This is a genomic window from Vibrio sp. CB1-5 (assembly GCF_059412285.1).
On the sequence record NZ_JBJHPB010000001.1, the window covers coordinates 124619 to 137011 of the forward strand.

The following is a 12393-nucleotide window of genomic DNA, read 5'->3' on the forward strand; positions in this document are numbered from 1 at the left end:
CTACACCTCCCCCTTGTGGAATGCGGCTTTGAACAACTTAGGTTTCGTGCCTAGATGCTCCTTATCGCGATAAATCACTCTAATGCTCAGCATTTTATTGATGTCGCTATTAGGATCATTCAAATCACCGAACACCAATGCCTTAGTTGGACAACTCTCTACACATGCCGGCAGTTTGCCCTGCGCCAAATTAGTATCGCGGCAGAAATTACATTTGTCTGCAGAGTGATTCTCAGGATGAAAAAAGCGCACTTGATAAGGACAAGCGGCTAAACAGTAACCACAACCCACGCACTTTTCTTTATGTACGTCGATGATGCCTGTCTTCTCATCTTTGTATGCTGCGCCCGTTGGACACACGTAAACACAAGGAGGGTTCTCACAATGCTGGCATGATTCACGAGTAAATCGGTACTCGACATCAGGGTACTCGCCTATCGGCTCTGAGCGGTGGATTTCCAGTCTGGATACCCCTTCAGGCACTTTATTCACCTCACGACAGGCATCGGTACAAGCAGTACAACCAATACAAGCATTTTCGTCGTGGAGCATGCCATAGCGCACCGCTTTCTCGGTTTCTTCACTTGCCACCGAATTACGTGCAGTGACGACTGAAGTTGTTGCGACACCAGTGGTGAATATCACAGCGCCCGTGCCGGCAAGAAAGTTTCGTCTTGAACAACTCATATTACTTGCCCTCCTCTTCACGTTTTTCGTTGAAGTCTTTGTGGCAATCGACACACATCTTAATTTTTGTTTTGTGGTCGTAAGACAGCACTTTGGCTTTCTCAGCATGAACTGAATGGCAATTGGTACAGGTTAGATTCTTTGCGTGAACGTCATGCGTCCAGCTATCTTTTTGCAGATATTGGGGTTGATGACAATCTGTACATCGACTGTTTGCTTTGAGAATGGCCTCTGGATCTAACCAAGTTTTATCTGTACCTGGTTGAGACTGTGCAGCATGATATTTAATCACCGTCGACGCACCATCACGATGGTCTGGTCCGATATTGCTATGACAGTCTGTACAGCTTGGCGCCGCACCTCTAATCTCGACAACATTCTTTCCATGAGAGCCTGCCAGAGTTTGTTTCGAGTCTTTGTGACATTGGATACACTTGTAATCCTTGTCACGTATCAACTCCACCTTATGCCGTGTAGAGTCCCCTTCTTGCACGAGGGCTGCATCGTCGGCAAAGGCATTGAGTGAGTAACCACAGAGAGTAAATGCTAGGAGGGCCTGAAGCATTATCACCATGGTCAATTTAACATTGCCCATTGTATCCTTTCCTTAAACCCAATATTGCGAACCTAACCATTCACTTATCGGATTAATAACCAATGACTTTTCCTTTCAATCAACGAACTATTAAATATAAGTCCGAAACTTACTCAGAAATGAAATCAATTCTTATTTAGGATGAGCCACAACGCTTCACGGTTAAATAATAGTACGACTCCCTGTATTCCCCTAACCACTTGCGTTCAATTAGTGAGCGATATCACTATTGTTAGTGTGTGAATTTTTACATAAGCCATTGTTTTTAATGGCAATGAAACTCACATCAAAAACAACCACACCTAACCCTTTAGGGTTAGATGGATGTAGATGTGAGCTTCATCACCTAGCTAAATTGATCTAAAACAGTAAATGGACCGAGTTGTAATCAAATATTACTATCCATGAGTTAATATGAATACGTCTAACAATTAGACATCTCCAAATCTTGTTTAGGAAATTTGCCCCACAACGCATTTCAAAAATTAGAATATGGAGATACCATCGTGAACAAGCACTGGATTATAAGTTCCGTTGCTGCATTAGCTATATTAGGTGCCGCTAGTGTGCCCGCTTTTGCTGCCTCTGAAAAAGAGTTAATGGACCCGAGAAATCAGGCCTACGAACAAGACCATCCTGACCAATACCATTCTTGGAAACAAACGAGCGAGAGTGTCGAAATCGAAGACGCCCTAGCCCACGATCCCAATATGGTGATCTTATGGGCAGGCTACGGCTTTGCTAAAGATTACAACAAAGCTCGTGGACACTTCTACGCACTAGATGATGTGCGCCAAACACTAAGGACCGGTGGCCCGACCGATCCAAAATCAGGCCCAATGCCTATGGCATGTTGGAGCTGTAAAAGCCCAGACGTAGCACGCGTAATCGATGAACGCGGCGAGGACGGTTACTTTGAAGGCAAATGGGCACGCTTAGGTGCTGAAATTTCAAACCCTATCGGCTGTGCAGATTGCCACGACACACGCAGTGAAAAATTCAAGAACGGTGAACCTGAACTCGCACTGACTCGTCCTTACGTTGAACGCGCCTTTGAAGCTATTGGCAAAAAGTTTGATGAACAATCGCGTTTAGATAAACAGGCTTCGGTTTGTGCTCAGTGCCACGTTGAGTATTACTTCACAGGGCCAACGAAAGCTGTGAAATTCCCTTGGGATATGGGCACCACTGTTGGAGAGATGGAACAGTACTACGACGCACTCAACTTTAAAGACTGGCAGCACGCTGTCTCTAAAGCGCCTATGCTAAAAGCCCAGCATCCGGGCTATGAAACTTGGCGTGACGGCATCCATGGCAAAAACGGCGTTGTTTGTGTTGACTGTCATATGCCGAAAGTGACCAAAGAAGATGGTACGGTTTACACAGACCATAAAGTAGGCAACCCATTTGATCGCTTCGAAGATACCTGTGCAAACTGCCATACTCAAAGTAAAGATCAGCTACAAGGCATCGTATCGACTCGCAAAGCACAAGTACTGAATATGAAACTCACGGCTGAGAAGCAAATCGTAGCCGCTCACTTTGAAGCTGGTGCCGCATGGGATGCGGGTGCAACCGAAGAAGAAATGAAGCCAATCCTAACCGATATTCGTCATGCGCAGTGGCGCTGGGACTACGCAATCGCTTCTCACGGCGTTCACATGCATGCACCTGAGATGGCACTAGAAATTCTTGGTACATCCGTCGACAAAGCGGCTGATGCTCGTGCAAAACTGATTCGCTTACTTGCGAAAAAAGGCATCACCGACCCTGTTGAGATCCCAGATATTTCCACTAAAGAGAAAGCGCAAGCAGCTTTAGGAATGGATATGGATAAGATGAACGCAGAGAAAAAGCACTTCTTAGAAACCGTAGTACCGGAGTGGGATAAAAAAGCGGCTGAGCGTGAGGCGAACTACTAGGTTTTCTTACTATTGAATATGTGATCTATTCGAGATTAACGTAAGCCCCAACCCAATGGTTGGGGCTTTTTGCTAGAATCGTAAGTAGCTGAAACTACATTGTGTTTCCAAAAGCACGAACGGCACACATACACATAAGGGATCTCATGAAAAAACGTCTTCTGCTTGGTCTATGTTTAGCCTCTACTTTCTCGTTTGCCGGTACCTACAATAGTGTGTCGGTCGGTACCACCAGCGAAGGTGGCTTTGGTGTAGGCCTCTATTACGACAGAAACCTCAGTTATGGTTTCTACGCAAATTTGGCTGGAGGGACAGGGCCGAATAATGATGATTTTGGCCTCAATGTCGGATTAGTTAAATCGCTCAGCGACAACTTTGTCGGTTATGCTGGTGTAGGCGTAGCGAATCGAAGTGAAGAGAAAATTACAGACGCGCCATTTAAAACGTATGAATCGGATTTACGATTCAACGGTAACATAGGCTTACTCTTTAAAACCGGTGTCACTGGTTTCACCGCAGATGTTGGCTACAACACCGGGTTAGAAGCGGCCTACTTTGGTCTTGGGTATACCTATTAACTCTCACCACCAACTCGTTCTCACCAATAATTCTCACTCGAAAAGTGCCCTGGTTTTCTTCGCAAATGTTTAGATAAACTAAACATGAATTTAATAAAAAACTTAACGTATAAGAAAGGAATTCGGTTCTACCTCGGTCTTGGTGTAGTGTGTGTTGTAAAAGGATTTTGAGAGTGCCCATGAAACCATGTTTTCCAGCAGTTCCCTTTGAAGGTGTCAGTGAGAGTCCGGTTAAGTACTGGCTTCACGAGTATCGAAATACGATATTCGAGTTTACACAGCCACAGCAAATTGCTCTATCTAGACTACTTCCCTTATTGGTGTGCGGAGAGCAAAGCTCACAATGGGTTTTCTACAACGAGGCACAACGTGATCTTCCCAAAACGCTCGCGTCAGCCCAAAGCGACTTTGAACGCATTGTCGCTGATGAGCAATACCATGAAGACGCACTTGAGTTTGTACAATCTCAATTAGAACAACCTGCTGATGTTGTAGCGATAAAACGCCGCAGTCAGCGCTTTTTTGCCTCGCTGGGTTCCAGAAACACTTTCGAAGAACACTTTGCTCAAATCGCGTGTCTTGACGCATTGGTTTGTAAAATCATGTTGAGTCTAGAAAAAGGCCGGCTTGACCCGTACCATCCATTTGTTTTGCTATGCCGATCTATCAAACAAGACGAAGCACGTCATGTTACTGCCGCAAAAAAGCATGCTGTCGCTCTAGGATACGACCGTGCAAAATGGCAAGCACTCAATACACTGATTTCACAAAAACTGTTCAAACTACTCAATACTGAGCGAGAAGCGTTTGAGACGCTTGGCATTACTCTTGAGCACATTTTTGAAGCTAGGGAGAGCTAATATGAGTGCAACGTTTCTGCCTGGCAGTGTATCACTGCTCGCAGCCCACCATTTATTCCCAGAACAACATTTGGACAACGCACAACTGTTAGATGCGTTAGAGCGATTGGCTGGGAAACGCTATGCAAAAATTGCGTCTCGAATTTCGCCATTTCTGGGTATTGAGGGGCGCCATTTCTCTCGCAGCATCTATTCGCATACCAGCGCACCGACGCCAAGTAACTCTGATCTTGTGGTTAGTGTAGTGACACGACTGCTTGAGCAATCTAACACTCGTTTAGACTCTATCGATTATTTAATTGGCCACACTACAACGCCTGACACACAGCTCCCGCCTAGCATTGCATGGGTCGCGGAGAAGCTTCGCTATCACGGCCCTTTCATGGAGTTAAGGCAAGCCTGTACTGGATTTTCAAGCGGACTACAAATCGCCGTTCCTAGAATGGCGATGTTAAACAAGCCTGTGATGATTGTGGGCAGTGAAACGGGATCTGTGTACTTTGATTATCACCCAGATTTTCTCGACCAATCCCAGCTGGTCAATTACATGCAAATGGGTGATGGAGCCAGCGGCGTCATTATCGCTCCAGAAGACGTACCGGGATTGGGTAAGATTTCAGACTGTTTTACAGGTCAAATTGGCGTTGAGCAATCACCAGGTTTATCGCTAGACGGCGGCTCAATGTCCGTATATACCCAAGATGGCAAAGCTCGTTTTCATCACGATGCCAGCAACGTAAGAAAAAGCGGTGAAGCGTTGTTTCAAGCCAGTATTCTTGCTTTGAGAAGCCGTGGCTATGAACTCAACGACTTTGACTACATCATCCCCCATCAAGCAAGCGGCCATATCGACACCATGCTAGCTGAAGCACTAGACATTGATCCAACCAAGATCATTAACGACGCCAAACACTGGGGTAACCTAGGTTCTGCTGCTATTTGGTGCAGTTTCTCTAAACTCGTTAATAGCGGAGCACTATTGAAAGGAAGCAAGGTGGTGATTCTTGGAGCCGAAGCAACTAAGTATATGTATGGTGGATTTGTGTATACACACGCCTAGAAACGAAACAATCTTTATTAGCCGCTAAAGCTTTTAGCGGCAGTGATTCAAAGCCTTTAAGTCATGAACTATTGCATGCCTTTGGCTTGGTTAATTTTTTCAACAAGCGCCGCTCTATCTATACCCACTCGATTCGAATCCAATATCTGCGTCCAAACACGTATCGCCTCATCATATTCTGCATTTAAGAAGTAGTCCGAAGCAATAAGTTGCAATGCCGTGTCGTTGTCACTGTCAAGCTCTAGTGCTTTGTTTAGGTAGCGCTGAATGTCAGGCGTTATCGTTTGTGAGGATTGATAGTAAAGCGCCGTAGCCAAAGCCGCATACTGCCCTGAATACGGCATACTAGAGAGGCGAATTGAGTAATTGAAGCACGTTGCGGCGGAATCAAACTCCAGACTCTGCATATACAGCTGACCTAGCTTAAACCAAGACTCGGCATCGTTTGGGGATTCTGTTAGTGAATTTTGAAGATCAAGCATGACGCTTTGATGGTCTTGTACATGACTGAGAGCGGCTGGCTCTGGTAACGGTGTGCGAAACTGGCTCCATAGCAAAAATGAAAAGCCTACAATACTCGCACTCAACGCCGTGGCGTAGCCAACTCTTTTTTTAAGTTCAGATACTTTGTTCATACTTGCATAAGCGACAACAAAAACTACGGTGATGCTTAGCAACACGAAAATCAACATGGTATGACTGGATTCTTATTCGAATGAAGTTTGCCACTATTATAACGAATAGCTGCAAACAGCGCTGTGAGTCAGAGCGCTGTTTGAAGTCTTGTCATCGGTAACTTTTAGAGTTGGAAATGGGTTCTCTATTCTTAGAATACCCGACGCTTCAATCCAGCTCGCTCTAATACCCTCGTTGAGATCTCCTCCACCGACAGTGACGTTGTATTGATATAAGGGATCGCTTCGCGCCTAAACAACGCTTCAACACTCGCCAGCTCCTGCAGACATTGCTCGGTACTGGCGTATTCACTTCCTGCTAAGCGGTTTTCACGAATCTCTGTGAGGCGCTCTGGGTTGATAGTCAGGCCAAACAACTTATGACGATGGATTTCAAACTCCGGCATTAGGCGCAAGCGTTTAATATCATCATCGATAAATGGATAGTTCACGACTCGCAAACCGAACTGCATTGCAAGATATAGGCTAGTTGGTGTTTTACCACTGCGAGACACGCCCAGTAAAATCAGGTCGGCTTCCTCAAGGTTTTTAAGCGAGACGCCATCATCATGCGCAAGGGTATATTCAACCGCCGCGATGCGATCAAAGTACTTCGCAGAATCCTTGCCAACACTGTGTGAGCGCTGAAGTTTTGGCTTAGGCTCCAATTGTAAATCCGCTTTAACCTGAGCCACCAGACTTTCTAACACATCGTAACAAAACGCTTGTGACTCTAGTAATCCTGCTCGAATTTCAGGCACAACAATGGAGAAAAACACCAAAGGTTTCACGCCATTACGTTCATAGGATTGATTAATTTCCCTAATGAGTTCATCAAGCTTATGAGCGCTCTCTACAAAGGGAAATGTCTTTTCTTTGGCTTTGAATGGAAATTGACCGAGCACTACGTGCCCCAATGTCTCACAAGTAATCGCTGTACCGTCAGAAACGTAGAATACGTCACGACTTTGACTATCATTTTTCATTTTTTATTTAATTTTTCAAATTAATTTAAGTAGGATGCTTTACATAATATCGATAACAAACCCTAGCATTCAATCACGTTCCCCCACAGTTTGTAAAAATAGTTAACTATTTTTTCACTGAATACGTAATCGTTTGCTATATCCTACAGCTGCAATGTTTCTGGAGAAAGACATGCAAAACAACACCCTTTGGTTTAATGGTCTGTCAATGGACGATGTCGATAAGGTCGGCGGCAAAAATGCTTCGCTTGGCGAGATGGTATCTAATCTTGCTAATGCGGGTGTTTCAGTGCCAAACGGCTTTGCGACAACATCCTATGCCTTCAACCAGTTCCTCGATTTCGAAGGATTGGATGAGCGCATTCACGGGCTATTAGACGAACTTGATGTTGATGATGTTGACGCACTGCGTAAGACAGGCGCGACCATCCGTCAATGGGTATTAGAAGCCCCCTTCCCTGCTGATTTAGAGCAGGATATTCGAACTAACTATCAAGAACTCATCGAAGGCAATGAAGAGCTTTCTGTCGCAGTGCGCTCCTCCGCAACGGCTGAAGACCTTCCTGACGCCTCCTTTGCGGGTCAACAAGAAACCTTTTTGAACGTAAAAGGCATTGATGCGGTTCTAGAAGCCACTAAGCATGTCTACGCGTCTCTGTTTAACGACAGAGCGATTTCCTATCGTGTGCACCAAGGGTTTGACCATCGCGGTATCTCGCTATCAGCGGGCATCCAACGAATGGTTCGTTCAGACAAAGCGTCTTCAGGCGTTATGTTTACTTTGGACACTGAATCTGGCTTCGACCAAGTGGTATTTATCACTTCGGCTTGGGGTCTAGGTGAGATGGTAGTACAAGGTGCCGTGAACCCAGACGAGTTCTATGTTCACAAGCCACTACTAGAGCAAGGTCAAGCGCCGATCGTTAAGAAGACGTTTGGTTCTAAGCAAATCAAGATGGTTTACTCTGACAACCAAGAGATTGGCAAACAAGTCGATATCATCGATACGTCTGATGAGGAGCGCAACCAGTTCTCTCTAAACGACGAAGAGATCAAAGAGCTTGCGAAACAGGCGATGATCATCGAGAAGCACTATCAACGTCCAATGGACATTGAGTGGGCAAAAGATGGCATCGACGGCAAGCTGTACATTGTTCAGGCTCGTCCTGAAACCGTGTGCTCTCAAAGCGAACAAAACGTCATTGAACGTTTCCAACTAAACAACAAGGCAGATGTGTTAGTTGAAGGCCGTGCTATCGGTCAACGCATTGGCACTGGTAAAGTTCGTCTTGTTGATTCATTGGATCAAATGTCGCTAGTTCAAGAAGGTGACGTACTGGTTACTGACATGACTGACCCAGATTGGGAACCAGTGATGAAGAAAGCAGCGGCGATTGTGACCAACCGTGGCGGCCGTACTTGTCACGCAGCGATCATCGCTCGTGAACTTGGCATTCCAGCTATCGTTGGTTGTGGTAATGCGACAGATAGTCTAGAAGATGGTGCGGTGGTTACTGTGTCATGCTCTGAAGGTGAAACGGGCTACGTTTATCAAGGTGAGCTGGACTTTGAAATCCGCCGCTCTGCTGTCGATGAGCTACCATTGCTTCCAACAAAAGTAATGATGAACGTGGGCAACCCAGATCGTGCGTTCGACTTCGCTCAAATTCCTAACGAAGGTGTCGGTCTTGCACGTCTTGAGTTCATCATCAACAAGATGATTGGCATTCACCCGAAAGCGCTACTGAACTTTGATCAGCAGTCTCCTGAGCTGCAAGCCGAGATCACTCAGCGTATTCGCGGCTATCAAGATCCAATCGACTTCTATGTGAGCAAGCTGACTGAAGGCATTTCAACCATCGCGGCAGCGTTCTGGCCTAAGCGTGTGATTGTTCGTATGTCGGACTTTAAGTCAAACGAGTACAGCAACCTAGTGGGCGGTAAAGAGTTTGAACCACATGAGGAAAACCCAATGCTTGGTTTCCGTGGTGCTTCTCGTTACATCTCTCCTGTGTTTGAAGACTGTTTTGAACTTGAAACGCAAGCGATCAAGCGTGTTCGTGATGAAATGGGTCTGAAAAACGTTGAAATCATGATCCCATTCGTTCGTACACCAAGCGAGGCGGCACAAGTTATCGACCTACTTGCTAAGTTCGACCTTCGTCGTGGTGAGCAAGGCCTTAAGGTCATCATGATGTGTGAACTACCATCAAACGCCGTTCTTGCTGATGAGTTCTTGAAGTACTTCGATGGATTCTCGATTGGCTCAAACGACATGACTCAGCTAACGCTTGGTCTTGACCGTGACTCTGGCGACGTAGCGCATCTATTTGATGAGCGTAACCCTGCTGTGAAAGCCATGCTGAAAATGGCGATTGACGCAGCGACTAAAGCAGGCAAATACGTTGGTATTTGTGGCCAAGGTCCATCGGATCACGATGATCTAGCTGAATGGCTGATGGAGCAAGGTATTAGCTCGGTATCACTTAACCCAGATACAGTGATCGATACGTGGCTGAAGCTGGGTAACGTAGCTAAGTAACCACTGAATATCATCACTGTGGTAAAGAAAATGCCAGAGCACTCGCTCTGGCATTTTTGTATTCATTTATTGGGATGACATCCCGTGTCCACTTTTATTAACCTTTATGGGTAATAAGCCAAGCTTCTTCTGAAAATCGAGTTAACCCTTGCTGAATACGGCGGTGATTGCTGTCTGCTTCCTCACGCTCTAACAGGGTCACATCAAAGTCATCACCAAAATGTTTCATCACTTCTGTGCTAGGTACGCTGTATGGTGGGCCTGTCATCTCGCTTTGAATATAGTCCAATGTGATAAGAAGAATACGGCCGCCCGGTTTCAGCGTTTGTTTTAGCTTTTCAACGTAGAGCGCTCTCACCTCTTCAGGCATGGCAATCATCGCTGCGCGATCGTAAATCAACTCTACCGGCTGAATCGGCGCGGTAAAATAATCACCGACATAAATGTTCAGCTCATCAAACTGATATAACTCAAACTGACCATTGATTGGGGTGACCATCGGCGTGTAAAAATGCTCTGAGAAAAACGAACGCACCGCAATTTGACTCAGCTCGACGCCTTGTACGTCATCGTGACGCTGCGCCAACCAAACTAAATCCTCTGACTTGCCACAAAGAGGGACAAAGACCTTCTCGTCACGGCTTGGGGATACTCGCTCCCAATACTTAATAAGCAACGGGTTCACATCTTCCAAGTGAAAACCTATTTTGTTTGCAGCCCACTTGTCGTGCCAAAGTTCAAAATCGTTCATTTATCATTCATATTCGCTGTAGATAATGGTTAACGTAGAGTTTACAGAGTGCAGACAAAATGTCACACCCATTCGCGTAGATTTTATTAAGCGATAGGCATCACAGTTTACAAACTCTGTTACACAGTTTGTGTTGGGTTTTCCATAAGGAACCCCATATTATGATTAGCAACACTCCTGCGCGTTAACGCCTTTTTTGTACCCGTTTTTATAACGTAACTAGGAGAGAGAATGAGCACGTTTCTTCGTACTGCAGCACTAATGCTATTGGTACTCAGCCGCGCACCTGCATTTGCGGCCACGCTTAATCAATCCGATTCCACCCCAACAAAAGGAAAGCAAGAGCAAAACGAAGTTTGTCCATCTGTATTCAAACACAGTCTTAGTGGCTTGTACGGCATTGATGCTATTCAAGGCGCTGCCTTCCAACCCCATAACGATTTTGACATCTTGTACAGCAAAGCCCACCAGGCTCAACATGAGCTAGAAGCGCTTTGTAAAACCACCGCCCTACTGACTGACACCGATGCCTACTTTGCAGGCGTAAAATCTGCTGAGCGAGCAAAAGTGAAGATTGACACCGAGCTCAACGGTCAGGTGAATCAAATCACAGATCTGGCTCGAGGTACTATCGTCGCTCAAGACGTTGAAAGCCTTGTAGGCGCTTATGAAGCGCTTAGCCGTGAAGCTCAGGTAGTAAGGGTTAAAAACCGCTTCAAAAGCCCAGCAGCGTCTGGATATCGTGACCTCAATATCTTGGTTAAATTACCTAAGACCGGAATTATCGCTGAAGTACAACTGCACCTTAAAGACATCGCAGATGTTAAAAGTGGACCTGAGCACGATTTGTATGAAATCGTTCAAGGAATTGAGCGTAGAGCCGCCGCTGAAAGCCGCGCACTTAATGAGTTTGAGACTGCACAAATCGCCAGCCTACGACGCCAATCAATGGAGCTGTATCAAAACGCTTGGCAACCTTACATTACGACCAACATTCGAGCGGCCTAGTCCGCTCTTGATTAAACGCATTTAGAGCAATGACTTAGCGTCCGATATCCCCTAAATACCTAACCCCTAAACCACAAAAAGACCACACTAGGTGGTCTTTTTGTTTAACAGTAGGACATTAATCTACTTTGATATTTTCGACTCGAGCCTTCAGTTTCTGACCCGGACGGAATGTCACTACGCGTCGAGCGGAAATGGGAATGTCTTCACCAGTTTTGGGATTTCGACCCGGACGTTCATTTTTGTCACGCAAGTCAAAATTACCAAAACCCGACAGTTTTACCTGTTCGCCACTTTCAAGTGATTTTCTAATTTCTTCGAAAAACACTTCTACCGTTTCCTTGGCATCCCTTTTACTGAATCCGAGTTTCTCAAATAGGTTCTCAGCCAGATCGGCTTTTGTGAGCGCCATAAAACTCCCCTCAAAGCTAATTCATACCTTGTTATCGCAGTGATAACGCTTAAGATTTCGTTCGACCAATCAACAACATAACAGGCCAACTTTGAAAAGTGTAAGCCAACCTTCTGATTTTCGCCAACTTTTTTATTTCAGAACTATGTCAGGATTTTGCTTTAAGTTTTAGCAAGTTATCGGATTTTCAGCATATTTTAGAGATATAGATTACCCAGAAACATTTACACAGAATTTTATTCCAAAGGACAGAGTTAAATTAGACTTTAATAAAGTTATAAACAAAATTGAAAATAGTGACCTTGATGCAGATGAGTT

12 protein-coding genes are annotated in these 12393 nt (G+C 45.3%); 6 read left to right on the plus strand and 6 right to left on the minus strand.

Features of this window, described 5'->3' with window-relative positions; genetic code table 11:
• Together nrfC and nrfB are read right to left on the minus strand one after the other, a co-directional pair.
• Positions 1–687: a cytochrome c nitrite reductase Fe-S protein gene (gene nrfC, locus ACJB0T_RS00515; protein ID WP_479290031.1), complete on the minus strand. Its 687-nt coding sequence runs from the start codon at positions 685–687 to the stop codon at positions 1–3.
• A gap of 1 nt (position 688) precedes the next feature.
• Positions 689–1282, minus strand: a complete 594-nt coding sequence (gene nrfB, locus ACJB0T_RS00520) for a cytochrome c nitrite reductase pentaheme subunit (protein ID WP_479290029.1) — start codon at positions 1280–1282, stop codon at positions 689–691.
• A 503-nt stretch (positions 1283–1785) separates the two neighbouring features.
• Between nrfB and nrfA the strand changes: the two genes are divergently transcribed.
• The 4 genes from nrfA (at position 1786) to ACJB0T_RS00540 (ending at position 5702) form a co-directional block, all read left to right on the plus strand.
• Positions 1786–3204, plus strand: coding sequence for an ammonia-forming nitrite reductase cytochrome c552 subunit (gene nrfA, locus ACJB0T_RS00525; protein WP_479292244.1), 1419 nt, complete (start codon positions 1786–1788; stop codon positions 3202–3204).
• Between the two features lie 146 nt (positions 3205–3350).
• On the plus strand, positions 3351–3782 hold the full coding sequence (locus ACJB0T_RS00530) for a hypothetical protein (RefSeq protein ID WP_112461725.1): 432 nt from the start codon (positions 3351–3353) through the stop codon (positions 3780–3782).
• Between the two features lie 179 nt (positions 3783–3961).
• Entirely contained in the window at positions 3962–4642 is a 681-nt protein-coding gene (locus ACJB0T_RS00535; protein ID WP_479290027.1) for a hypothetical protein, read from the plus strand.
• A gap of 1 nt (position 4643) precedes the next feature.
• Positions 4644–5702, plus strand: coding sequence for a 3-oxoacyl-ACP synthase III family protein (locus tag ACJB0T_RS00540; protein ID WP_479290025.1), 1059 nt, complete (start codon positions 4644–4646; stop codon positions 5700–5702).
• 68 nt (positions 5703–5770) lie between these two features.
• On the opposite strand, the gene ACJB0T_RS00545 is transcribed toward ACJB0T_RS00540, so the two are convergent.
• Positions 5771–6394, minus strand: a complete 624-nt coding sequence (locus tag ACJB0T_RS00545) for a TPR domain-containing protein (RefSeq protein ID WP_479290023.1) — start codon at positions 6392–6394, stop codon at positions 5771–5773.
• Positions 6395–6528: 134 nt separating this feature from the next.
• A complete protein-coding gene (ppsR, locus tag ACJB0T_RS00550; protein ID WP_479290021.1) occupies positions 6529–7362 on the minus strand; it encodes a posphoenolpyruvate synthetase regulatory kinase/phosphorylase PpsR in 834 nt (277 codons plus the stop codon).
• 154 nt (positions 7363–7516) lie between these two features.
• Here ppsR and ppsA point away from each other — a divergent pair, with 154 nt between their 5' ends.
• The gene (gene ppsA, locus ACJB0T_RS00555) at positions 7517–9904 is read left to right on the plus strand and encodes a phosphoenolpyruvate synthase (RefSeq protein ID WP_479290019.1); all 2388 of its coding nucleotides are present in this window, start codon (positions 7517–7519) and stop codon (positions 9902–9904) included.
• Between the two features lie 97 nt (positions 9905–10001).
• Here ppsA and ACJB0T_RS00560 read toward each other — a convergent pair whose 3' ends face one another.
• Positions 10002–10655, minus strand: a complete 654-nt coding sequence (locus tag ACJB0T_RS00560) for a thiopurine S-methyltransferase (protein WP_479290016.1) — start codon at positions 10653–10655, stop codon at positions 10002–10004.
• Between the two features lie 231 nt (positions 10656–10886).
• Here ACJB0T_RS00560 and ACJB0T_RS00565 point away from each other — a divergent pair, with 231 nt between their 5' ends.
• Positions 10887–11663 carry a RelA/SpoT domain-containing protein gene (locus tag ACJB0T_RS00565; RefSeq protein ID WP_479290014.1) on the plus strand — a complete coding sequence of 259 codons (777 nt, stop codon included), beginning with the start codon at positions 10887–10889 and terminating at the stop codon, positions 11661–11663.
• A gap of 118 nt (positions 11664–11781) precedes the next feature.
• Here the strand turns inward: ACJB0T_RS00565 and ihfA are convergent, their stop codons facing one another.
• Entirely contained in the window at positions 11782–12075 is a 294-nt protein-coding gene (gene ihfA, locus ACJB0T_RS00570; protein WP_006074250.1) for an integration host factor subunit alpha, read from the minus strand.
• Positions 12076–12393 lie beyond the last annotated feature (318 nt).

Excerpts from the sequence above, each read along its gene's own strand:
- nrfC (WP_479290031.1), bottom strand. The coding sequence starts at position 687 with ATGAGTTGTTCAAGACGAAACTTTCTTGCCGGCACGGGCGCTGTGATA.
- nrfB (WP_479290029.1), bottom strand. The coding sequence starts at position 1,282 with ATGGGCAATGTTAAATTGACCATGGTGATAATGCTTCAGGCCCTCCTA.
- ACJB0T_RS00530 (WP_112461725.1), top strand. The coding sequence starts at position 3,351 with ATGAAAAAACGTCTTCTGCTTGGTCTATGTTTAGCCTCTACTTTCTCG.
- ACJB0T_RS00535 (WP_479290027.1), top strand. The coding sequence starts at position 3,962 with ATGAAACCATGTTTTCCAGCAGTTCCCTTTGAAGGTGTCAGTGAGAGT.
- ACJB0T_RS00540 (WP_479290025.1), top strand. The coding sequence starts at position 4,644 with ATGAGTGCAACGTTTCTGCCTGGCAGTGTATCACTGCTCGCAGCCCAC.
- ACJB0T_RS00545 (WP_479290023.1), bottom strand. The coding sequence starts at position 6,394 with ATGTTGATTTTCGTGTTGCTAAGCATCACCGTAGTTTTTGTTGTCGCT.
- ppsR (WP_479290021.1), bottom strand. The coding sequence starts at position 7,362 with ATGAAAAATGATAGTCAAAGTCGTGACGTATTCTACGTTTCTGACGGT.
- ppsA (WP_479290019.1), top strand. The coding sequence starts at position 7,517 with ATGTTTCTGGAGAAAGACATGCAAAACAACACCCTTTGGTTTAATGGT.
- ACJB0T_RS00560 (WP_479290016.1), bottom strand. The coding sequence starts at position 10,655 with ATGAACGATTTTGAACTTTGGCACGACAAGTGGGCTGCAAACAAAATA.
- ACJB0T_RS00565 (WP_479290014.1), top strand. The coding sequence starts at position 10,887 with ATGAGCACGTTTCTTCGTACTGCAGCACTAATGCTATTGGTACTCAGC.
- ihfA (WP_006074250.1), bottom strand. The coding sequence starts at position 12,075 with ATGGCGCTCACAAAAGCCGATCTGGCTGAGAACCTATTTGAGAAACTC.